The sequence below is a fragment of the Pseudoxanthomonas sp. Root630 genome (assembly GCF_001427585.1).
Lineage (GTDB): Bacteria > Pseudomonadota > Gammaproteobacteria > Xanthomonadales > Xanthomonadaceae > Pseudoxanthomonas_A.
In genome coordinates this window covers 231252-252024 of the sequence record NZ_LMGY01000017.1, presented here as the reverse complement: position 1 = coordinate 252024, position 20773 = coordinate 231252, and the positions used below count along the sequence as shown (strand labels likewise).

Below are 20773 nucleotides of genomic sequence, written 5' to 3'. Positions count from 1 at the left end.
GCCATGTCGCGCCCGCGCCGTTCGTTCTTCGCCTATGCCTCCGCCCTGCTGGGCCTGCTCAGCCTGATGGCGGTGCTGTGTTTCCACTACCCGGAACTGCTGACCAGCAAGGAGTTCCGCGCGGCCTACAACGAACAGTTCGCCCGCCACCTGCTGCTGGTCGGATTGGTCGCGGCGTTCATGCTGGGCACGGTGGCCATCCTGCGCGACCGCAACAAGCGCATTGCGCTGGTCGGCGTGGGCGGCGCCACGCTGGCGGTGTTGCTGGGCGGCACCAACGTGCAGTTCGATGCCATCGGCAAGACGCCGTATTCGCTGGGCCTGGACTGGTTCGTGATCTCGCTGTTCTTCTCGGCGCTGGTGTTCGTGCCGCTGGAGCATTACCTCGGCAAGCGCCGGATCTCGCCGTTGCGCCCCGGCTGGCGCACCGACGTGACGTACTTCTTCATGAGCCACATGCTGGTCCAGTTCATCCTGATCCTGGTGACGGCCTCCACCTCGACCATCGCCGGCCTGGCCGCGTTCCCCGCCTTGAAGGACGCCATCCAGTCGCTGCCGGTCTGGGCGCAGTTCCTGATCGCCGTATTCGTCGCCGACCTCGCGCAGGCGCTGCTGCACCGCGCGTACCACAACATTCCGTGGCTCTGGCGCTTCCACGCCGTCCACCATTCCAGCCGCGAGATGGATTGGCTGGCCGGCTCGCGCATCCACATCGTCGAGATCGTGCTGACCCGCAGCGCGGTGCTGCTGCCGCTGCTGATCCTCGGCTTCTCGACGCCGGCGGTGAATGCCTACGTGATCCTGGTCGGCCTGCAGGCCGTGCTGGCGCACGCCAACCTGGGCATCCGCTTCGGCTGGCTGGAGTACCTGCTGGTGCTGCCGCGCTATCACCACTGGCATCACGCCCGGCACAAGGACTACCTGGACGTGAACTACGCCATCCACCTGCCGCTGGTGGACATGTTGATGGGCACGTTCAAATTGCCGCCCAGGCAGGAAGCGTGGCCGGAAGAGTATGGGGTGATGAAGCTGGAAACGGTGCCGCGCGGCATCCTGCGCCAGCACCTGATGCCGTTCCAGGGCGGGCGGAAGTTCGACGAGTATGTGGACTGAGTTGCCAAGGCAATCGGTGTGGGAGCGACGTGAGTCGCGAAACTGCATGACCCAAGCGATGCGAGCCGGAGAAAAAGCTCGCGACTTACGTCGCTCCCACAAGACGCCTGTCCACTACGTCCAGTCCGTCAACCCCTCACGAGCATAGACGTCCTTGAAGCTCGGCAGCGCCTTCATGCGTTGGGCGTAGGCCTCCAGCACCGGCCAGGTGTCGGTGGGCTTCGGCATGTTGCGCGACCAGCGCATCAGCATCGTCAGCAGGAAGTCGGCCGCGGTGCGCTGCGTGCCCAACAGGTAGGGGCCATGCGCCTCCAGATGCCCGGCGACCTGTCCCCACGCCTTCTCCAATTTCGCCCGGGCGTGCTGCTGCGTGGCCTCGATGTTGGCCTCGCCGGCGATCTCGTCCGAATAGAACCACGCGCGATACGCCGGCATCAGCGTGTTGGCGCAGAACAGCATCCACCGGTAGTACTGCGCACGCTGTGCGCTCGCCACGGCAGGCGCCAGCTCGGCGCGCGGATGCGTATCGGCGAGGTGCATCAGGATCGCGGCGGTCTCGGTGATCACCTGACCGTCCATCACCAGCGTGGGCACCACGCCGGCGGGATTCAACTTCAGGTACTCGTCGGACTTCTGGTCGCGCTTGTCGAAGTCCAGCTCGCGCAGCTCATGCGGGATGCCGAGTTCGATCAACAGCCAGTGGACGACCAGGCTGGCGGTGCTGCGGGAGTAGTAGAGCGTCGTCGACATGCATGGACCTATGAAGTTTGAGCCCCTCTCCCTGCGGGAGAGGGGTTGGGGTGAGGGGCACCGAAGGTCAGGATGACTCAAGCACTCCGGCTTCGTTCGCCCCTCATCCGCCTTCGGCACCTTCTCCCGAAGGGAGAAGGGAATAGCCTCAGGCCACCACCACCGGAATCTTCCCGATCCGCGCCTGCCATTCCTTCGGGCCGGTCTGGTGCACCGAGGTGCCCTGCGAATCGACGGCGACCGTCACCGGCATGTCCTGCACGGTGAACTCGTAGATCGCTTCCATGCCCAGGTCGGCGAAACCGACGACCTTCGCCGCCTTGATCGCCTTCGAGACGAGGTACGCCGCGCCGCCGACCGCCATCAGGTAGGCCGACTGGTGCTTCTTGATGGCCTCGATCGCCGCCGGGCCGCGCTCGGCCTTGCCGACCATGCCCAGCAGGCCGGTCTGCGCGAGCACCTGTTCGGTGAATTTGTCCATGCGGGTGGCGGTGGTCGGGCCGGCCGGGCCGACGACTTCATCGCGCACGGGATCGACCGGGCCCACGTAGTAGATGAAGCGGCCCGTCAGATCGACCGGCAGCGCCTCGCCCTTGTTGAGCATGTCGACCATCCGCTTGTGCGCGGCATCGCGTCCGGTCAGCAGTTTGCCGTTGAGCAGCAGGACTTCGCCCGGCTTCCAGTTGGCGACATCCTCGCGGGTCAGCGTGTCGAGATCGACGCGACGGCCCTTCGATGCGTCGTAGGTCAGCTCCGGCCAGTCTTCCAGCGACGGCGGGTCCAGCATCACCGGGCCGCTGCCGTCGAGGGTGAAGTGCGCGTGGCGCGTGGCGGCGCAGTTCGGGATCATCGCCACCGGCAGGTTCGCCGCGTGGGTCGGGTAATCCTTGACCTTGATGTCGAGCACGGTGGTCAGGCCACCCAGGCCCTGCGCGCCGATGCCCAGCGCATTGACCTTCTCGTACAGCTCCAGGCGCAGTTCCTCGGCACGGTTGTTCGCGCCGCGGGCCTGCAGGTCGGTGATGTCGATGGGCTCCATCAGCGATTCCTTCGCCAGCAGCATCGCCTTCTCGGCGGTACCGCCGATGCCGATGCCGAGCATGCCCGGCGGGCACCAGCCGGCGCCCATCGTCGGCACGGTCTTCAGCACCCAGTCGACGATAGAGTCGGACGGGTTGAGCATCGCGAACTTCGACTTCGCTTCCGATCCGCCGCCCTTCGCGGCGACGATCACGTCGACGGTGTTGCCCGGCACGACCTTGACGTTAACCACGCCCGGCGTGTTGTCCTTCGTGTTGGTGCGCTTGCCGGCCGGGTCGGCCAGCACGCTGGCGCGCAGCTTGTTGTCGGGGTGGTTGTAGGCGCGGCGCACGCCTTCGTGGACCATGTCCTCCACGCCCATCGTGGCGTCGTCCCAGCGCACGTCCATGCCGATCTCGAGGAACACGGTGACGATGCCGGTGTCCTGGCAGATCGGGCGATGGCCCTCGGCGCACATGCGCGAATTGATCAGGATCTGCGCGATGGCGTCCTTCGCGGCCGGCGATTCTTCGCGGCCATAGGCCGACGCGAGGCTCTTGATGTAGTCGACCGGGTGGTAGTAGCTGATGTACTGCAGGCCGTCGGCGATGGACTGGATGAGGTCTTCTTGCTTGATCGAGGTCATGGGACGTAAAGCCGGGGGCTGCCGGTGGGGTAGCGGGCGGAAGCGTCCATTTTAGGCCAAAGTGGCTCCGTGCCCGGCTGTCACGCCACGTCGCCCTGCCCCGTCTTTGGTCGCATGAACGCCGAAAACACCTTCGAAACCCACCGCTCCCGTCTTTTCGGGCTCTCCTACCGCCTGCTGGGCAGCCGCAGCGACGCCGAGGATGTCGTCCAGGACACCTGGCTGCGCTGGCAGCAGACCGACAAGACCGGCATCCGCGACCCCGAGGCCTGGCTGGTCACCGCCGCCACCCGCCTGGGCATCGACCGCCTGCGCGCGGCGCGCGTGCAGCGCGAGCACTACACCGGCCCCTGGCTGCCCGCGCCCTCGGACATCGACGAGGCCCCCGGCCCGGAGCGCACCGCCGAAGTCTCGGAACAGGTCTCACTGGCCTTCCTGGCCGTGCTGGAACGGCTGGGTCCGGAGGAGCGCGCCGCCTTCCTGCTGAAGGAGGCCTTCGACTACGACTACGCGCAGATCGCGCCCCTGCTCGGCCAGAGCGAGGCCAATTGCCGGCAGATGGTCCATCGTGCGCGCGAACGCGTGCAGGCAGGGCGTCCGCGCTTCGACGTGCCGCCCGAGAACCACCGACGCCTGCTGGAGCGCTTCATGGACGCCGCGCGTCGCGGCGACCAGCCTGCGATCACCGCCCTGCTGCGCGAGGACGCGCAGTTGGTCTCCGATGGCGGCGGCAAGGCGCAGGCGGTCATCCGGCCGCTACAGGGCGCGATGCGGATCGCACGGCTGTTCTGGGCCGCCTACCGCCGGCAGGACCCGACGATCGCCTGGCGCATGGGCACGGTGAACGGCGAGCCTGCGATCCTGCGCTACCGCGACGGCGTGCTGGTCGCGGTGATGGTGGCGATGAGCGATGGCGAACGCATCAGCGAACTGTTCACCGTCGCCAATCCGGACAAGCTGGGCACGGCTGTCACGGCGCAGGACGGTGGCGCGTCCTGGTAGTGAAGGTGGCCATGACGGCCACCATTGAGGCACTGCCATGACCATGAAATTCCATCGCGTCGACTATCCGAAGTACGTTCCCGAGGCCTTCCGCGGTCTCTACGCCACCAGCACGGCCGTCCACAACGGCGTGCTGGGGAAGGAGTTCCTTGAACTCATCTTCCTGCGCGTCTCGCAGATCAACGGCTGCGCCTACTGCATGGACATGCACAGCAGCGCACTGGTCAAGGCCGGGGTGGAGTCGCGAAAGCTGCACACGCTGGCAGGCTGGCGAGACAGCCGCTTCTTCGATGCCCGCGAAGGCGCCGCGCTGGCCTGGGCGGAGCAGCTGACCACCTTGCCCTCCGGCGCACCGGCCGACAGCACCTACGAGGCGCTGAAGACGCATTTCGACGAACAGGGCATCGCCGAGCTGACCATGGCGGTGGCCACGATCAACGCCTGGAACCGCCTGGGCGTGGGGATGCAGCCGATCCTGGCCTGATCTCCGCCGCTCGCCGACCCCGTGCGCGGGCGGCACAATACGCGGATGGATACCCTGGTGCTCATCCTCGACCTGGTCGGTACGTTCGTGTTCGCGCTCAGCGGCGCCATGCTGGGCGTGCGCCGCCGCCTGGACATCTTCGGCGTGCTGGTGCTGTCGTTCATCGCCGCGACCGCCGGCGGCATCACCCGCGACCTGCTGATCGGCGCCACGCCGCCGGCGGCGCTCAGCGACTGGCGCTATCCGGTCACCTCGCTGGCGGCCGGCGTGGTGACGTTCTTCCGCGCCTCGCTGATCGAGAAGCTGCACCATCCGGTGCGGCTCTTCGATGCGATGGGCCTGGCGCTGTTCGCCGTCGCCGGCACGCAGAAAGCGCTGGAATACGGCATCGCCCCGCCGATGGCGGCGGCGATGGGCATGCTGACCGGGATCGGCGGCGGTATCGCCCGCGACCTGCTGCTGGCCCAGGTGCCGCTGGTGCTGCGCGCCGAACTGTATGCCGTGGCCGCGCTCGCCGGCGCCTCGATCGTCGCCCTGGGCTACTGGCTGGTGCTGCCGCCCCTGCCCTGCGCGCTGTTCGGCGCAGCGGTCTGCTTCGGCCTGCGCATGGCCGCCATCACCTTCGGCTGGCATCTGCCGGTGGCGCTCCAATCGGGCGGCGACGGCGAGCCGCCCGGCCCGCTGCGCTGACCTCGCGCGTCCGCGTGCGCCCAAGCGTGCACGGGGGCCGATGAGCCGTGGCGCACCGCGGGGCGCATGGCCTTAGCATGGCGGCACCTGCGTCCGTACCCGTCCACCGCCATGGCCATCGCTGCATCCCGCACCCTCGACATGCCCCGCCAGCAGGCCTTCTGGCTGCTGCACCTGGCCGGCTGGGGCGCGTATTTCGCGCAGGGCTGCCTGTATGCCGTCGCGCACGGCAAGCCTTCGGGGTACTGGGTGGTGCCGCTGACGGCGGCGATCACCGGCGCCGTGGTCACCCTGGGACTGCGCTACCTGCTGCGCGCGTGCTGGGGCCTGCCGCCGCGCCGGCTGCTGGCCGTGATGGTGCCGGCGATCCTCGTCAGTTCGGCCGTCATCGATTTCGTCACCCGCGAGGCACTGGTCGATTTCTGCGAAACCTGCCGGCCCTCCACCCAGTTGGAGTTCATCGCCTACTCGCTGGGCTATATCTACGTGGTGCTGGCCTGGGTGGGCGCCTACATGGGCATCAAGTACTACCGCCAGTTGCAGGGCGAAACCCAGCGCGCGCTCGCGGCGCGCAGCATGGCCCACCAGGCGCAGCTGAAGATGCTGCGCTACCAGCTCAACCCGCACTTCCTGTTCAACACGCTCAACGCGATCTCCACCCTCATCCTCGACCGCGACAACGCCACCGCCAACCGCATGGTGCAGGGGCTGTCGTCGTTCCTGCGCCACTCGCTGGACAACGACCCCATGCAGCGGGTGACGCTGCGCCAGGAGCTGGACGCGCTGACGCTGTACCTGGACATCGAGAAGATCCGCTTCGCCGAGCGCCTGCGCATCGAAACCGACATCGACGAGGACTGTTGGCGCGCCCTGCTGCCCAGCCTGCTGCTGCAGCCGCTGGTCGAGAACGCCATCAAGTACGCCGTCGCCAAGCAGGTGGCGGGCGGCCTGCTGCGCATCGAGGCCGAGCGCGATGGCGGGCAGCTGGTGCTGCGCGTGATCGATGACGGCCCGGGTTGCAGCAGCCTGGAAGGCAGCGAACTGCCGCCGGGCAAGGGCGTGGGCCTGCGCAACACGCGCGAGCGCCTGCACGTGCTGTACGGCGATACCGGCGGCTTCTCGGTGCGCAATCGCGAACGTGGCCTGGAGGTTTCGTTGCGCCTGCCGTTCGAAACCTCGCAGACGCTGGGGGACTGACGCCATGGACCACCCCACCCGACCGGACCCCGCCCCGCGCCTGCGCGCCCTGATCGTCGACGACGAACCGCTGGCGCGTCGTGGCCTGGAGATCCGCCTGGCCGCGCATCCCGACATCGAGATCGTCGGCCAGTACGGCGACGGCGCATCGGCCATCGCCGGCCTGCGCGAGCACCGGCCGGACCTGATGTTCCTCGATGTGCAGATGCCCGGCATGGACGGCTTCCAGACGCTGCGGGCGATCCCCGCCAGCGAAATGCCGCTGGTGGTGTTCGTCACCGCCTACGACCACTACGCGATCCGCGCGTTCGAAGCCTCCGCCACCGACTACCTGCTGAAGCCGGTGGAAGACTCGCGGTTGGCCCAGGCACTGGCCCGCGTCCGCCAGGCGCGTGCGCAGCGCGAGGCCAGCGGCCATTGCGCCCACCTGCTCGGCCTGCTGGGCGAACTCAGTGGCCGCCCGCCGCTGGACCTTGACGAAGCGCTGAAACCGGACGCGCTCGACCTGCTCCGCCGCGAGGAGAAGCTCGCCGTGCGCGACGGCGGCCGCACCGTGCGGGTGGACCTGCACAGCATCCGCTGGATCGATGCCGCCGGCGACTACATGTGCATCCATGTGGACGGCGACGAAGCGAACGGCACCACGCTGATCCTGCGCGCCACCATGCGCGAACTGGAGAAGCAGCTGGACCCGCAACGTTTCCCGCGCATCCACCGCTCCACTATCGTCAACGCGCGCCGCGTGGTGGAGATGCGCCCGCACACCAACGGCGAGAGCTTCCTGCGCCTGGACTGCGGCCAGGAACTGAAGCTGTCGCGCAGCCATCGCGACAAGCTGGCGGTGTTGCTCTAAGCGTCGCCTGCTTCTTGTGGGAGCCCTGTTTCTTGTGGGAGCGACGTCAGTCGCGATGGCCGCATCATGGCGCGTCATCGCGACTGACGTCGCTCCCACATCTTCTACGCAAAGCGGTGTAACGCGGATTCTCAACGTTCGGTTCACCGCACCGCCTCCACCGCTTACCGCAACGCCACGCCGCGCATGACTTCCGGGCCATAACGCCGCGTGTGACTGCGCGCATCGTGCGCACCGCCGACCACCACGCGGACCGCACGATGAAACTCACCGACGCCTCCCTGCGCAATCCTGCCGCCGTCGCCATCGTGGTCGCGATGGTGTGCGCATTCGGGCTGCTGAGCCTGGGCAAGTTGCCGCTGCAGCTTTTCCCGGACATCGAGCGTCCGCAGATGTCGATCCAGACCGGCTGGCGCGCTGCTTCGCCGCAGGAGATGGAATCGGAAATCGTCGAGCCGATCGAAACCGTGATGCAGGGATTGCCCGGGCTGGAGGAGATGGCCTCGAACGTCAATGCCGGCAACAGCTTCATCAACCTGACGTTCGCGGTAGGCAGCGACATGGACGCAATGCTGGTGGAAGTGCTGTCGCGGATGAACCGCCTGCAGCCGTTGCCGCGCGACGCAACGCCACCCGTGGTGCAGGCCGGCGCCGACAACGCCAACAACTCGCTGACCTTCTTCTTCGTGCAGAAGCTGCCCGGTACGCGCGGCGACATCCTCGACTACCGGCAGTTCATCGAAGACCGCATCGTGCCGCGGCTGACCTCCGTCGATGGCGTGGCCGGCGTGGAGATCAACGGCGGCGCGGAGGAGGAACTGACCATCACCCTGGACCTGTCGCGGGCCGCGGCGCTGGGCATCCAGATCCCGGAGGTCGCCGCCGTCGCTGCGCGCGCCACCGATGTCTCCGGCGGCGTGGTGGAAGCCGGCCGCCGCGAGTATGTGCTGCGCTTCGCCGGACGCTACTCGCCCGACGCGCTGGGCAACCTGATCCTCGCCTGGCGCGATGGCCGGCCGGTGCGCCTGGCCGATGTCGCCACGGTCGAGGTCAAGCGCCCCGAGCAGCGCTTCTTCGCCTACCAGAACGGCAATCCGGCGATCGGCCTGCGCATCCTGCGCGAAAGCGGCGCCAACGTGCTCGACACGCTGGACGAGGTGAAGCGTGTCGTCGCCGACGTGCGCGAACAGGAACTCAAACCGCTGGGCCTGGACATCGCGCAGAGTTTCGACGCGTCGGTCTTCATCAATCGCGCCCTCGGCCTGCTGTCGGGCAGCCTGACCGCGGGCGTTCTGCTGGCCGTGGGCTGCCTCTGGTGGTTCCTGCGCGATGTGCGCGCCACCGCGTTGATCGCGTGCGCCATCCCCATCTCGCTGCTCGCCACCTTCATCGTGCTCCAACTGACCGGGCGCAGCCTCAACGTCATCTCGCTGGCCGGCCTCGCCTTCGCGGTCGGCATGGTGATGGACGCCGCGGTCGTCGTCGCCGAGAACATCGTGCGCCTGCGCGAGCAAGGCCTGTCGGCCACGCATGCGGCGCTGGAAGGCACACGGCAGGTGGGTGGCGCGCTGGTCGCCTCCACGCTGACGACGGTGGCGGTCTTCCTGCCGGTGATTTTCATGGACGACGTCGAAGGCCAGCTGTTCGCCGACCTCGCCCTGACCATTTCCATCGCCGTAGGCATCTCGCTGCTGATCGCGGTCACCGTACTGCCCGCCGCTGCCGGCAGCTGGCTGCGCACGCGCCCCGGTGAAGCGCGCCAGCACCGGTTCTGGTCGCGGCTCAGCGACTGGGCGCTGAAGACCACCGAAGGCCGGCCGCGCCAGCTCGCCTGGGTCGGCGGCCTGGTGCTCGCGCCCGCCCTGCTCGCGGCGCTGCTGATGCCGCAGATCGACTACCTGCCGCCCGTGAAGCGCGCGGCCGTCGATGCCTTCTTCAACTTTCCGCCGGGCATGAGCCCGGAACGCGTGAACCAGGAGATCGCGCCGGTGCTGCTGGAACGCATGCGTCCCTACATGGACGGCGAGAAGGGCCCGCAGCTCAGCAATTGGTACCTCAACCTGTGGCCGGGTGGCGGCACGCTCGGCGCGCGCGTGGTGGACCCCGGCGACATCGGCGAACTGGAGCGCATCGTGCGCGACGAGATCGTGGTCGGCTTCCCCGATACGCGCGCTTTCGCCAGCGAAGGCGAATTGTTCGGCAGTTTCGGCGGTTCGGCGCGCGCCATCGCCATCCATCTGCAACACGGCGACGGCGATGCGCTGGCGCGCGCGGCAGAAACGGGGCGCAAGGCATTGTCAGAGCGTTTCGCCGGCGCCAACGTGCAGGCCTGGCCCAATGCCGACGGCGGCACCCCGGAGCTGCGCGTCAATCCCGACGACCGGCGCCTGGCCGAAGTCGGCTGGCGGCGGCCGGAATTGGGCACCGTGGTGCGCACGCTGGGCGATGGCCAATGGCTGGGCGAGCATTTCGACGGCGACCGCCGCCTGGCGATCATCCTGCGCAGCAACGGCGAGGACGACATCGCGCGCCTGGGCGATGCGCCGCTGGCCACGCCGCAAGGCGGTGTGTTGAGCCTGGCCGACCTGGCGCAGGTGGACACGGTGCTGGCGCCGAACCAGCTGCGCCGCATCGATCGCCGTCGCACGGTCACGCTCACGGTCGATCCTCCCGCGGCGATGTCGTTGGAAGAAGCGCTGGACATCGTCAACGGGGAGATCGTGCCGACCCTGCGCGACAGCCTGCCGCCGGATGCGGCCATCCGCATCTCCGGCAGCGCGGACCGGCTCGGCGAGGTGGTGCGCAGCATGGGCATCAACTTCGCGATGGCGCTGGTCGTGCTCTTCATGCTGATGGCGGCGATGTTCCGTTCGCTGCGCGACAGTGCGTTCGTCATGGCCACGCTGCCGATGGCGGTGCTCGGCGGCGTGGCCGGCCTGCGCGTGCTTGATCTCGTCGCCGGCCAGACGCTGGACCTGCTGTCGATGATCGGCTTCATCATGCTGCTGGGCATGGTGATCAACAACGCCATCCTGCTGGTGGCGCAGACGCGCGAAGCGCAGGCCGACGGTGCGTCCCTGGACGACGCGCTCAAGCAGGCCCTCGAACAGCGCCTGCGCCCGATCCTGATCGCCGCCCTCACGGGCGTGCTGGGCGCGCTGCCGATGGCGATCAATCCGGGGCCCGGTGCGGTGATCTATCGCGGACTGGCGGCCGTATCGGTCGGCGGTGTCGCCCTCAGCCTGCTGTTCACCGTGGTGCTCGTGCCTGCGCTGCTGCGCCTGGCCGGCCGCACCGCGCCCCGTGTCGTGGCAGACGACCTGCCGCTCCCCCATCCCGCTTCCTGATCCCCTGCTCCGGAGAACGACATGCGTACCCTGCACAAGTCCCTCATCGCCCTCGCGCTGGCCGGCGTCCTCGCCCTCCCCCTGCTCCGGCTGGACGCCGATGCCAGCGCCCCTCCCTCGACGCCGGAGGCGCCACCCGCGATCGTCAGCGTCGCGGCTGCCGTGCGCACCGACTTCGCGCCGCGCCACTGGTCGCCCGGCAGCATCATCAGCCGGCAGGACGCACGGGTGGCGAGCGAACTGGAAGGCCGCGTGCTGCAGGTCGCCGAGGTCGGCCAGCGTGTGCGCGCCGGACAGGCGCTGGCGGTGCTGGACGACACCGCACTGCGCCTGCGCGAGCGCGAGAGCGAAGCCGACCTCGCCCGCATCCAGGCGCAGCTTGATCTCGCCGCACGGCAGGAACAACGCTACGCCCAGCTCGCCGCGCAGCAGAACATCGCGCGCGCGCAGTACGAACAACTGCGCGCCGACCGCGACGTGCTGGCGCAGGATCGGGCACGCGTGCAGGCACAGCTCGCGCAACTCCGCCACCAACGCTCGCAGATGGTGGTGCGCGCGCCGTTCGACGGCATCGTCGCCGAACGCCACACCCAGCGCGGCGAGTACCTGGTGACCGGTGCATCAGTGGCGCGACTGGTGGACACCGCGGCGCCGGAAGTACGCGTGCGCGCGCCGGTGGACCTGGCCCGCCACCTCGAACGCGGCACCCTGGTGCGCGTGCGCAGCAGCGGCGCCGAGCACGACTATCCGGTGAGTGCACTGGTCCCGGTCGGCGATGAAGCCTCGCGCCAGCTCGAATTGCGGATCGCGGTGCGGGACCTGCAGGCCCCGGTAGGCACCGCGGTGGACGTCGGTCTGCCCAGTGCGGAAACCCGCAGCGTGGTCGCCGTCCCGCGCGATGCGGTCATCCTGCGCCGCGAAGGCGACTTCGTCCTGCGCGTGGACGCCGCAGGCAAGGCCGAGCGCCTGGCGGTGAAGACCGGCGTGGCCGTGGACGACCTGGTCGAAGTCAGCGGCGACGTGCGCGCTGGCGACCGCCTGATCGTGCGCGGCGGCGAGCGCGTCGAACCGGGCCAGGCAGTGTCGGTGCAGCCCCTCGCCATCGCTCTCGCCGCACGCTGAACCCGCTTTCAGCGTTCGAGGAGGCGGGATCCTTGTGCGCTGCCGCGACGCGGAGGCGTTCGTGCTTCATCCGTCACGCGCAGCACCGGAATCGTGGCCGCGGGCGGCGCCGGTGCGGGACGTCCGGGAATGAGCGGCTGCGAGCCGTTCATGCGGACGAGGAATCGCGCGGGATCGAGGATTTTCGCCGCATCCAGGCAATCCAGGAACGGATACTGCCCCCCCGAGGCGGCATCGTTCAGTCGCAACGGCGAAAGCTGCATGACCGCCATGCGTTGGTACGGCGTGGCCAACGGCGACGCCTGGTGCAGGGCGCCCGCGCAGGCGGCCACCATCGGTGCGGCCTGCGACGTGCCGCCGTAGGACGAGAGGCCACCGTTCAAGCCGGCCGACTGGACGAACGCCCCCGCGGCGAACAGCGCCGTGGTCGTGCTGCGGTTGCTGAAGCAGGTGGGTTGCCGCGGCGACCGCGAGGTCTCCGTGCAACCGAGGAAGGTCGTCGACCCCGCCGTCATGTCCCAGGTCGCCGCCACGCCGAGCACATTGCTCAGGCAGGCCGGCGCGGCCATCCGTTGCAGATCGCCCTGGTTGCCACTGGACGCCACCACCACGGTGCCCTGCGCATTCAGTGTGTCCACGGCGCTCTTCAGCGCCGCCAGGTAGGACGCCGATGCATCGCAGGCGCCCGCGAACAAGTCCCAGGTGCCCAGGCTGAGGTTGACCACGGCGGTGTCGGGGTGTTGCGTCGCGATCCAGTCCAGCGCGGCCACGACATCCGAGGTGCAGCAGAAGCCGTTGCCGCCATCCATCACCTTGATGGCGACGAGTTGCGCCGCCGGCAGTGCGCCACGCGGCGCGACATTGCCCGCACCGACCATGATGCCGCTGACATTGGTGCCATGGCCGTGGTCGTCCTCCGCCGCGCCCGCGCCGGACTGGGTGGCCTGCCCATTCGGACAACACCCGCCGCTGCCGGATATCCGCGAGCAGAAACACTGCTGGCCCACCACGCGTGGCGCCAGGTCCGGGTGATCGGTATCCACGCCGGTATCGACGACCGCGACCTTGATGCCGGTGCCATCGAGTCCTACACCCTGCAGCAGGTCCACCCGGTTGAGCACGGAGCTTTCGTCCGCAGCGACGGCACCGCCAGTGCCTCCCCGGTCCACGTCCACCTTGCGCACCCACACATTGCGCTCCAGCCGGCGCAGCACGTCGGCATCGGCGTCGATCACCAGCGCGGGCACGCGCGCGAAGCGGCGGTGCAGGCGATAGCCTGTCGCGGGAAGCGCGCCGAGTACCGCATCGCCCTGACGGCGCACGCGCTGCTCCTTCGCGACCGTCATGTTGCGCGGCATCCCCGCGACACCCGCCCCGACGTCATCCATCAACACCACGACGCGTGCGCGGCCCTGCTGCTGCGCGACCTGCTTCGCCTGGCCCGACACCTTGTCCGTGGCCATCGCCTGCGCGCCCGCCAGCAGCAGGCACGCCATTACGACGAGCTTCTTCATCTCGATCCCCTGTCCGTTGGGCTAGATTACCCGCAACGCGGCATCGCCGCCGGCCAGCACCACCCCCGATGCCGTCACCGCGCAATGCCCGAGCCACCGGACCCAATCTGCGCGAACGCGTCGATGCGATGCGCAACCTGGCGCCGTTCCTGCGCCAGATCTGGCAGACCAGCCGCACGCTGACCCTCGCCAGCCTCGGCCTGCGCGTGGTGCGCGCGGTGATGCCGGTGGCCGCGCTGTACATCGGCAAGCTGATCATCGACGAGGCGATCCGCCTGGTCGGGCTGGGCCTGGGGTTCGATGCACTGGGCGAGGCCTGGCGCAGCGGCCAGCTCGATACGCTGTCGGGATTGCTGGTGCTGGAGTTCGCGCTCGCCATCGTCTCCGACCTGCTGGGCCGGCTGGTGAGCTATGCCGACGCGCTGCTCTCGGAACTGTTCACCAACGCCACCAGCATCCGCCTGATGGAGCACGCGGCCCAGCTGGACCTGGAGGACTTCGAAGACCCGGACCTGCAGGACAAGCTGGACCGCGCGCGTCGGCAGACGATGGGGCGGATGAACCTGATGAGCCAGTTGTTCGGCCAGGTGCAGGACGCCATCACCGTCGCGAGTTTCGCCGCTGGCCTGCTGGTGTACGCGCCATGGCTGATCGCACTGCTGGCGCTCGCCCTGGTGCCGGCCTTCGTCGGTGAGTCGCACTTCAACGCGTTGGGCTATTCGCTCAACTTCCAGTGGACGCCCGAGCGCCGTCAGCTGGAATACCTGCGCCAGATGGGCGCCAGCGTGGAAACGGCGAAGGAGGTGAAGATCTTCAACCTCCACCGGTTCCTGATCGATCGCTACCGCGCGCTCGCGGAGAAGTTCTTCGCCGCCAACCGCGCGCTCGCCCGTCGGCGCGCACTCTGGGGCGCGCTGCTCGCGGCGCTGGGCACGCTGGGCTACTACGTGGCCTATGGCTATATCGCCTGGCGCACGGTGCGCGGCGATTTCAGCATCGGCGACCTGACCTTCCTCGCCGGCAGCTTCCTGCGCCTGCGGCAGTTGCTCGAAGGCCTGCTGATCGGTTTCTCGCAGGTCGCCGGACAGGCGCTGTACCTGGACGATCTGTTTTCGTTCTTCGAGATCGAACCCGAGATCGCCTCGCCCGCGGAGCCGCTCCCGGTGCCGCGACCGATCACCCGCGGCTTCGTGTTCGAGAACGTCGGCTTCCGCTATCCCGATGCCGAGCGCTGGGCCGTTCGGCACCTGGATTTCGAACTGCACGCTGGCGAAGTGCTGGCCCTGGTCGGCGAAAACGGCGCGGGCAAGACCACGCTGGTGAAGCTGCTGGCACGCCTGTACGACCCCGATGAGGGCCGGATCCTGCTCGATGGCCGCGACCTGCGCGATTACGACCTCGACGACCTGCGCGCCAACACCGGCGTGATCTTCCAGGACTTCGTCCGCTACCACCTGACCGCGGGCGAGAACATCGGCGTCGGCCGCATCGAGGCCATGCACGATCAGGCGCGCGTGCGCGCCGCCGCCGCACGCTCGATGGCCGACGAAGTGATCGAAGGCCTGCCACGCGGTTACGACCAGCTGATCGGCCGCCGTTTCAAGGACAGCGTGGACCTGTCGGGCGGCCAATGGCAGAAGATCGCCATCGCGCGCGCCTACATGCGCGATGCGCAAGTGATGATCCTGGATGAACCAACGGCCGCACTCGATGCACGATCGGAGTTCGAGGTCTTCCAACGCTTCAAGGAATTGTCGGACAATCGGACCGCCGTGCTGATCTCGCACCGCTTTTCCAGCGTCCGCATGGCCGACCGCATCCTGGTGCTCAACGAAGGCCGGCTGGAGGCCAGCGGCACGCACGAGCACCTCATGGCCCAGGGCGGTCGCTACGCGGAACTGTTCGAACTGCAGGCCGCCGGCTACCGCTGACCTTCCCCCACAGGAGACACGACGTTGCGCCACGTTCCCCATCGACTCGCCACCGCCCTCCTCCTCGCGTTGCCGCTGGCCGCTTGCAACTCCTCCGCCAAGAGCGACGCCGAAGCCAAGGCACCGGCGGCGGCGCAGGCCGCGCCGGCCAGCCAGTCTGCGCAGACACTCACCAGCGCCAAGGGCCAGATCCGCGTCACCCAGGTGGCCAGCGGACTGTCGCATCCGTGGTCGCTGGCCTTCCTGCCGGACGGCGCCATGCTGGTCACCGAACGCAGCGGCGCGCTGCGCCGCGTCGGCGCCGACGGCGCGGTGTCCGCCCCGATCACCGGCGTGCCGAAAGTGTTCGCCACCGGCCAGGGCGGCCTGCTCGACGTGGTGCTGGCCCCGGATTTCGCCAGCACGCAGCGCATCTATCTGAGCTACGCCGAGCCCGGCGACAACGGCACGGCCGGCACCGCGGTCGCCTACGGCACGCTGGCCGGCGACGCGCTCACCGACGTCAAGGTGATCTACCGCCAGGAACCGAAAGTCGACGGCCCGAACCATTTCGGCTCGCGCCTGGTGTTCGACGGCCAGGGCCATCTCTTCATCAGCCAGGGCGAGCGCAACAAACGCGCGATGTCGCAGGAACTCGACAAGCTGCAGGGCAAGCTCGTGCGCCTGAACCTCGACGGCAGCGTGCCGCAGGACAATCCCTTCGTCGGCAAGGCCGGCGCACGCCCGGAAATCTTCAGCTACGGCCACCGCAACATGCAGGGCATGGCGCTGGACCCGCGCACCGGCAAGCTGTGGCAGAGCGAGCACGGCCCGCGCGGCGGCGATGAGATCAACCTGCCCGAGGCCGGCAAGAATTACGGCTGGCCGATCATCACCTACGGCATCAACTACTCCGGCCAGCCCATTCCCGAGGCGGAAGGCAAGGCGAAGGACGGCATGGAGCAGCCCTTCCACCTGTGGGAGAAGTCGCCCGGCGTCTCCGGCATGGCGTTCTACACGGGCCAGCCGGACAGTCCGTGGAACGACAGCGTGTTTCTCGGTTCGCTGGCCGAACGCAACCTGATCCGCCTGACCCTGCAGGGCGATACGGTGTTGGGCGAAGAACGCCTGCTCAACGAGATCGGCGAACGCGTGCGCGATGTGCGCGTCAGCCCCGACGGCAACGTCTACGTGGTCACCGACGAGGAAGACGGCAAACTGCTGCGGATCGAACCGCCGAAGGCGCCGTGACCATGCGTCCAATGCTCCGTGCCACGGCACTGGTCTTCCTCGCGATGGCGGCGACCGCCACCGCGCAGGTGCCGTCGCCCACCGACTACACGCAGGCCAAGCAGCGCGCCGATGCCGATGAAGCGTCATTGCCTGCGGCCACCTCGCAAGCGATGCGCGATGCGCAATCGGGCGTACTCGGCGATGCGATCGCCGAATGCGCCACGCCCAACGCCGACACCGCGCCCTTCGTGATCGTGGCCGAACTGGATGCCGGCGGCGCCGTCCGCCGCACCTGGCGCGACGGCGCCACGCCGCTGGCGATCTGCGTGCAGAAACAGATCAACCGGAAGACGCTGGCCGCACCGCCGCGCGCACCGTTCTACACGTCGTTCGAACTGAGCTTCACGCCATGACCGACCCCGCCGACATCAACGCCCTGCTGCGTGCGCGCCTGCCCGCGGGCGTGCCGCTGCAGATTCCGCCGCCCTGCCTGACCGACATGCAGGGCGAGCCGGTGGAGTACGTGGAGGGCCAGTCGCTGGCGATGCGTTTCCCGGTGCTGCCGCGCTACCAGAACCCGATCGGGCACATGCAGGGCGGTTTCATCGTGGCGGCGCTGGACAACACGCTGGGGCCGTTCTCGTACCTGATCGCGCCACCCAGCGTGACGACGTCGCTCAATACGCAGTACCTGCGTCCGGTGACGCAGGAGATGCCGCACATCACCTGCCATGCGCGGTTGGTCGAACGCACGCGCAATCAGTTGTTCCTCGCAGGCGAGGTCCGCGACGACGCGGGTCGTGTGCTGGCGATGTGCCAGGCGGTGTGCCAGATCCTGCCGCAGAAGGCCGCCTGAGGCGACTGAGCCCCTCTCCCGCCGGGAGAGGGGTTGGGGTGAGGGGCAACGAAGTCAGCCCACTCCGAACCACGCGTGCCCTGGCAACAACCACCATGAGCACATCGAGCTCATGCTTTCAGTGATGGACCTTGGGGACGCCAGCATGGTGCCGCTCGCCGCGGGGGCCCTACTTTTCTTTGCTTGTGCAAAGAAAAGTAGGCAAAAGAAACACACCCCGGCGGTCCGCCCGCCGCTGCGCGGCGGGTGCGCAGTCCCGACGGGAATTTTCGGACGGGGCATCCCCGTATCAAGTACGGGGCAGGCTCTGCCCCGGCCGAAAACGGCGCACATCCTTGTGCGCCGCCCTGCGGGTTTTACCCGCCGTGACTGCCGGACCTTAAGGGGCCCCGAAAACCAACGCGGACATATCCGGTGTGCACGCCTTTGACGTGGCTCTTCAGGGTCCCCATGAGGCACGGCGAGTGGGCCGGGTAAAACCCGAAGGGCGCCGCCCCGGATGGGCGGCGTTTTCGTATGGCACATGGATGTGCCTTACGAAAATTCCTGGGCCGCTCGCGGACCCGGAGCGAAGCGCAGGGCGTGCCGCCTGGGGTGTGCTTTCTTTGGTTACTTTCTTTGCACAAGCAAAGAAAGTGACGCCTCGCGGCGAGCGCACCATGCCAGCTGTGCCAGCATGCTTTCTACCGAGCACGACATCCGAGGGCTCAGCGCAACTCGAACCGATCCGCATCCAGCATCGCCGGGAACTTCTCACGATGCGCAGACAACGCCGCCGCCGAGATCGTCGACGTCGCCACCCCCTCGCCCGCCGGCAACTCCACCACCGGCTGCCCCAGGAAATCGATCACCGCACTGTCGCCGCTGTACGCGTGCCCATTGCCATCCGTGCCCGCACGATTGACCGCCGCCACGTAGCACAGGTTCTCGATCGCCCGCGCCCGCAACAGCGTCTTCCACGCATACGCCCGCGGCGCCGGCCAGTTGGCGACGAACAACTGCAGATCGAAATCGAGTTGCCCCGGCCGCTCCACGTCGTACCGGTTGCGTGCGAACACCGGGAAGCGCAGGTCGTAGCAGACCAGCGGATTGATCCGCCAACCCTTCCACTCCAACGTCAGCCGGTCGCTGCCCGCCGCATACCGCTTGTGCTCGTTGGCGTAGCGGAACAGATGGCGCTTGTCGTAGTGCTGAAGATCGCCATCGGGCGTCGCGAACAACAGGCGGTTGAACACGCCCTCGGCGGTACGCAACTGCACGCTGCCGGTGATTGCGGCACCGAGCGTTGCCGCCTGCGCGCGGACCCACGCCACCGTGGCGCCGTCCATGCCTTCGGCCTGGTCGATGGCCTCGTTGCTGAAGCCGCTGGTGAACGTCTCCGGCAGGACGACCAGATCGGTCTGCCCCGCGAGCGGCGCGATCAACGCACCGTAGTAGTCGCGGTTGCCGGCCGGATCGTGCCAGCGGGTCTCGCCCTGGACGAGGGAAATGCGGAGGTCCTGCATGCGGCTACCGCCATCGTGGAGTGAATGCGCTCAAGTGTACTTTCGGATGAAGACGAAGTAGACCAACACGGTACAGACGACGATCAACGCCATCCGCAATCCGCGCGACGCAAGCTCCCCCAAACTGAGCACCAGATAGGCGCCCCACGAGATGCTCCACGCGGAAAAGAACAGTAGCCGCTCCCGCGTCCAGGGTCCCCGCCCGATCGCGCGCTCGTTGAACAGTCGCCCCGTGAGCAGCCGCGGCCACCACAGGGTGGCAGCCAGTCCGATCACGCCATGGAGGGCGAGCAGCATCCCGAGGGCGATGCCGCCCCAGCGAACCGATGTCCAGAACACGTCCATAGAGCCTCCTCCTTGAGCCTCCGCAGGGAGAGGCCTACAAATGCTTCAACCGCGCGATCGCCGCATCCAGCGTCGCCTCGTTCTTGGCGAAGCACAGCCGCGCCAAGCGCTGGCCGGCCGGCGGCGTTTCGTAGAACGGGGACAGCGGGATCGCGGTGACGCCATGCTCGACGGTCAACCACTTCACGAACTCGGCATCCGGCAGATCGCTGACCGCCGAATAATCGACCAATTGGAAATAGCCGCCCGGCACCGGCAGCGGCACGAACTTCGTGCCCAGCAACTGCTCGCGGAAACGGTCGCGCTTCTCCTGGTAGAACGCGCCCAACTGCTCGTAGTGCTCCGGCTCCTGCCGGATCATCGCGGCGAACGCGTGCTGCGCCGGGGCGAACGTGCAGAACACGTTGTACTGGTGGACCTTGCGGAACTCCGCGCTCAGCGCCGGCGGCGCGATGGCGTAGCCGATCTTCCAGCCGGTGCAGTGGTAGGTCTTGCCGAAGCTGGACACCACGAACGCACGCGCGGCCAGTTCCGGATAACGCAGGATCGATTCATGGCGGCGGCCATCGAACACGATGTGCTCGTAGACCTCGTCGGAAATCAGGTAGATGCCGGTACCTTCCAGCAGCGCGGCCAGCGCGCGGATGTCGGCGTCGTCGAACATCGCGCCGGACGGGTTGTGCGGGCTGTTGACGATCAGCAGGCGGGTGCGCGGGGTGATCGCGGCGCGCACGCGGTCCCAATCGACCGCGAAGGTCTGCGGGTCCAGCGGCACGTGCACGGCGCGTGCACCGGCCAGGTCGATCGCCGGCTCGTAGCTGTCGTAGGCGGGGTCCAGCACGATGACTTCTTCGCCGGGACGCACCACCGCGTGGATGGCGTTGAACAGCGCCTCGGTCGCCCCGCTGGTCACGGTGATCTCGGTATCGGGATTCACCTCGCGTCCGTAGCAGCGCAGCACTTTCTCCGCGATGGCCTGGCGCAACGGCGCCACGCCCGTCATCGGCGCGTACTGGTTGTGGCCGGCGCGCATGGCGGCATCCAGTTCGTCCACCAGCCGCTGCGGCACCGCGAAATCCGGGAAGCCCTGCCCCAGGTTGACCGCGCCGTGCTCGGCGGCGAGCTGCGACATCACGGTGAAGATGGTGGTGCCCACCTTGGGCAGCTTGGTCTGCGGCTGGAACAT

At 68.2% G+C, this 20773-nt stretch carries 18 protein-coding genes; 12 read left to right on the top strand and 6 right to left on the bottom strand.

What is annotated here, in order from left to right; translation table 11 throughout:
• Positions 1-3: 3 nt before the first annotated feature.
• Entirely contained in the window at positions 4-1113 is a 1110-nt protein-coding gene (locus tag ASD72_RS15845) for a sterol desaturase family protein (RefSeq protein WP_056880908.1), read from the top strand.
• 114 nt (positions 1114-1227) lie between these two features.
• On the opposite strand, the gene ASD72_RS15840 is transcribed toward ASD72_RS15845, so the two are convergent.
• Both ASD72_RS15840 and ASD72_RS15835 read right to left on the bottom strand, forming a co-directional pair.
• Positions 1228-1863: a glutathione S-transferase family protein gene (locus ASD72_RS15840; RefSeq protein WP_056880907.1), complete on the bottom strand. Its 636-nt coding sequence runs from the start codon at positions 1861-1863 to the stop codon at positions 1228-1230.
• Between the two features lie 148 nt (positions 1864-2011).
• A complete protein-coding gene (locus tag ASD72_RS15835; protein WP_056880906.1) occupies positions 2012-3529 on the bottom strand; it encodes a fumarate hydratase in 1518 nt (505 codons plus the stop codon).
• A 114-nt stretch (positions 3530-3643) separates the two neighbouring features.
• Here ASD72_RS15835 and ASD72_RS15830 point away from each other — a divergent pair, with 114 nt between their 5' ends.
• From ASD72_RS15830 to ASD72_RS15800, 7 genes are all read left to right on the top strand, one after another.
• Positions 3644-4531, top strand: coding sequence for an RNA polymerase sigma-70 factor (locus ASD72_RS15830; RefSeq protein WP_056880905.1), 888 nt, complete (start codon positions 3644-3646; stop codon positions 4529-4531).
• Between the two features lie 43 nt (positions 4532-4574).
• Positions 4575-5015, top strand: a complete 441-nt coding sequence (locus ASD72_RS15825; protein WP_056881084.1) for a carboxymuconolactone decarboxylase family protein — start codon at positions 4575-4577, stop codon at positions 5013-5015.
• Between the two features lie 45 nt (positions 5016-5060).
• The gene (locus ASD72_RS15820; RefSeq protein WP_056880904.1) at positions 5061-5705 is read left to right on the top strand and encodes a trimeric intracellular cation channel family protein; all 645 of its coding nucleotides are present in this window, start codon (positions 5061-5063) and stop codon (positions 5703-5705) included.
• Positions 5706-5816: 111 nt separating this feature from the next.
• Entirely contained in the window at positions 5817-6902 is a 1086-nt protein-coding gene (locus tag ASD72_RS15815) for a histidine kinase (RefSeq protein ID WP_056880903.1), read from the top strand.
• 4 nt (positions 6903-6906) lie between these two features.
• Positions 6907-7755 carry a LytTR family DNA-binding domain-containing protein gene (locus tag ASD72_RS15810; RefSeq protein WP_056880902.1) on the top strand — a complete coding sequence of 283 codons (849 nt, stop codon included), beginning with the start codon at positions 6907-6909 and terminating at the stop codon, positions 7753-7755.
• A 212-nt stretch (positions 7756-7967) separates the two neighbouring features.
• Complete coding sequence (locus ASD72_RS15805; RefSeq protein WP_235578034.1) at positions 7968-11102, top strand: efflux RND transporter permease subunit; 3135 nt, start codon at positions 7968-7970, stop codon at positions 11100-11102.
• Between the two features lie 21 nt (positions 11103-11123).
• Positions 11124-12224, top strand: a complete 1101-nt coding sequence (locus ASD72_RS15800; protein ID WP_056880901.1) for an efflux RND transporter periplasmic adaptor subunit — start codon at positions 11124-11126, stop codon at positions 12222-12224.
• A gap of 8 nt (positions 12225-12232) precedes the next feature.
• Here ASD72_RS15800 and ASD72_RS15795 read toward each other — a convergent pair whose 3' ends face one another.
• Positions 12233-13738: a S8 family serine peptidase gene (locus ASD72_RS15795; RefSeq protein ID WP_056880900.1), complete on the bottom strand. Its 1506-nt coding sequence runs from the start codon at positions 13736-13738 to the stop codon at positions 12233-12235.
• Between the two features lie 68 nt (positions 13739-13806).
• On the opposite strand from ASD72_RS15795, the gene ASD72_RS15790 reads away from it, so the two are divergent.
• The 4 genes from ASD72_RS15790 to ASD72_RS15775 are packed head-to-tail and all read left to right on the top strand — an operon-like array spanning position 13807 to position 17737.
• Positions 13807-15669, top strand: coding sequence for an ABC transporter ATP-binding protein (locus ASD72_RS15790; protein WP_056880899.1), 1863 nt, complete (start codon positions 13807-13809; stop codon positions 15667-15669).
• A 24-nt stretch (positions 15670-15693) separates the two neighbouring features.
• Entirely contained in the window at positions 15694-16899 is a 1206-nt protein-coding gene (locus tag ASD72_RS15785) for a PQQ-dependent sugar dehydrogenase (RefSeq protein ID WP_081420382.1), read from the top strand.
• A gap of 2 nt (positions 16900-16901) precedes the next feature.
• Entirely contained in the window at positions 16902-17294 is a 393-nt protein-coding gene (locus ASD72_RS21565; protein ID WP_235578033.1) for a hypothetical protein, read from the top strand.
• Positions 17291-17737, top strand: a complete 447-nt coding sequence (locus tag ASD72_RS15775; RefSeq protein ID WP_056880898.1) for a PaaI family thioesterase — start codon at positions 17291-17293, stop codon at positions 17735-17737. Before ASD72_RS21565 ends, ASD72_RS15775 begins: the two co-directional genes overlap by 4 nt.
• Before the next feature lie 707 nt (positions 17738-18444).
• Here the strand turns inward: ASD72_RS15775 and ASD72_RS15770 are convergent.
• From ASD72_RS15770 to ASD72_RS15760, 3 genes are read right to left on the bottom strand one after another with little or no spacing between them, the layout of a single operon-like run.
• Positions 18445-19242 carry an amidohydrolase gene (locus ASD72_RS15770; protein ID WP_056880897.1) on the bottom strand — a complete coding sequence of 266 codons (798 nt, stop codon included), beginning with the start codon at positions 19240-19242 and terminating at the stop codon, positions 18445-18447.
• Between the two features lie 30 nt (positions 19243-19272).
• Entirely contained in the window at positions 19273-19587 is a 315-nt protein-coding gene (locus ASD72_RS15765) for a hypothetical protein (protein WP_056880896.1), read from the bottom strand.
• Between the two features lie 34 nt (positions 19588-19621).
• On the bottom strand, positions 19622-20773 hold the full coding sequence (locus tag ASD72_RS15760) for a pyridoxal phosphate-dependent aminotransferase (protein ID WP_056880895.1): 1152 nt from the start codon (positions 20771-20773) through the stop codon (positions 19622-19624).

Bases quoted from the DNA above. Each gene is read 5' to 3' on its own strand.
- ASD72_RS15790 (WP_056880899.1), top strand. From the start codon at position 13,807: ATGCCGTCACCGCGCAATGCCCGAGCCACCGGACCCAATCTGCGCGAA.
- ASD72_RS15775 (WP_056880898.1), top strand. From the start codon at position 17,291: ATGACCGACCCCGCCGACATCAACGCCCTGCTGCGTGCGCGCCTGCCC.
- ASD72_RS15815 (WP_056880903.1), top strand. From the start codon at position 5,817: ATGGCCATCGCTGCATCCCGCACCCTCGACATGCCCCGCCAGCAGGCC.
- ASD72_RS15760 (WP_056880895.1), bottom strand. From the start codon at position 20,773: ATGTTCCAGCCGCAGACCAAGCTGCCCAAGGTGGGCACCACCATCTTC.
- ASD72_RS15845 (WP_056880908.1), top strand. From the start codon at position 4: ATGTCGCGCCCGCGCCGTTCGTTCTTCGCCTATGCCTCCGCCCTGCTG.
- ASD72_RS15830 (WP_056880905.1), top strand. From the start codon at position 3,644: ATGAACGCCGAAAACACCTTCGAAACCCACCGCTCCCGTCTTTTCGGG.
- ASD72_RS15800 (WP_056880901.1), top strand. From the start codon at position 11,124: ATGCGTACCCTGCACAAGTCCCTCATCGCCCTCGCGCTGGCCGGCGTC.
- ASD72_RS15810 (WP_056880902.1), top strand. From the start codon at position 6,907: ATGGACCACCCCACCCGACCGGACCCCGCCCCGCGCCTGCGCGCCCTG.
- ASD72_RS15820 (WP_056880904.1), top strand. From the start codon at position 5,061: ATGGATACCCTGGTGCTCATCCTCGACCTGGTCGGTACGTTCGTGTTC.
- ASD72_RS15795 (WP_056880900.1), bottom strand. From the start codon at position 13,738: ATGAAGAAGCTCGTCGTAATGGCGTGCCTGCTGCTGGCGGGCGCGCAG.
- ASD72_RS15835 (WP_056880906.1), bottom strand. From the start codon at position 3,529: ATGACCTCGATCAAGCAAGAAGACCTCATCCAGTCCATCGCCGACGGC.
- ASD72_RS15765 (WP_056880896.1), bottom strand. From the start codon at position 19,587: ATGGACGTGTTCTGGACATCGGTTCGCTGGGGCGGCATCGCCCTCGGG.
- ASD72_RS15770 (WP_056880897.1), bottom strand. From the start codon at position 19,242: ATGCAGGACCTCCGCATTTCCCTCGTCCAGGGCGAGACCCGCTGGCAC.
- ASD72_RS15840 (WP_056880907.1), bottom strand. From the start codon at position 1,863: ATGTCGACGACGCTCTACTACTCCCGCAGCACCGCCAGCCTGGTCGTC.
- ASD72_RS15825 (WP_056881084.1), top strand. From the start codon at position 4,575: ATGAAATTCCATCGCGTCGACTATCCGAAGTACGTTCCCGAGGCCTTC.
- ASD72_RS21565 (WP_235578033.1), top strand. From the start codon at position 16,902: ATGCGTCCAATGCTCCGTGCCACGGCACTGGTCTTCCTCGCGATGGCG.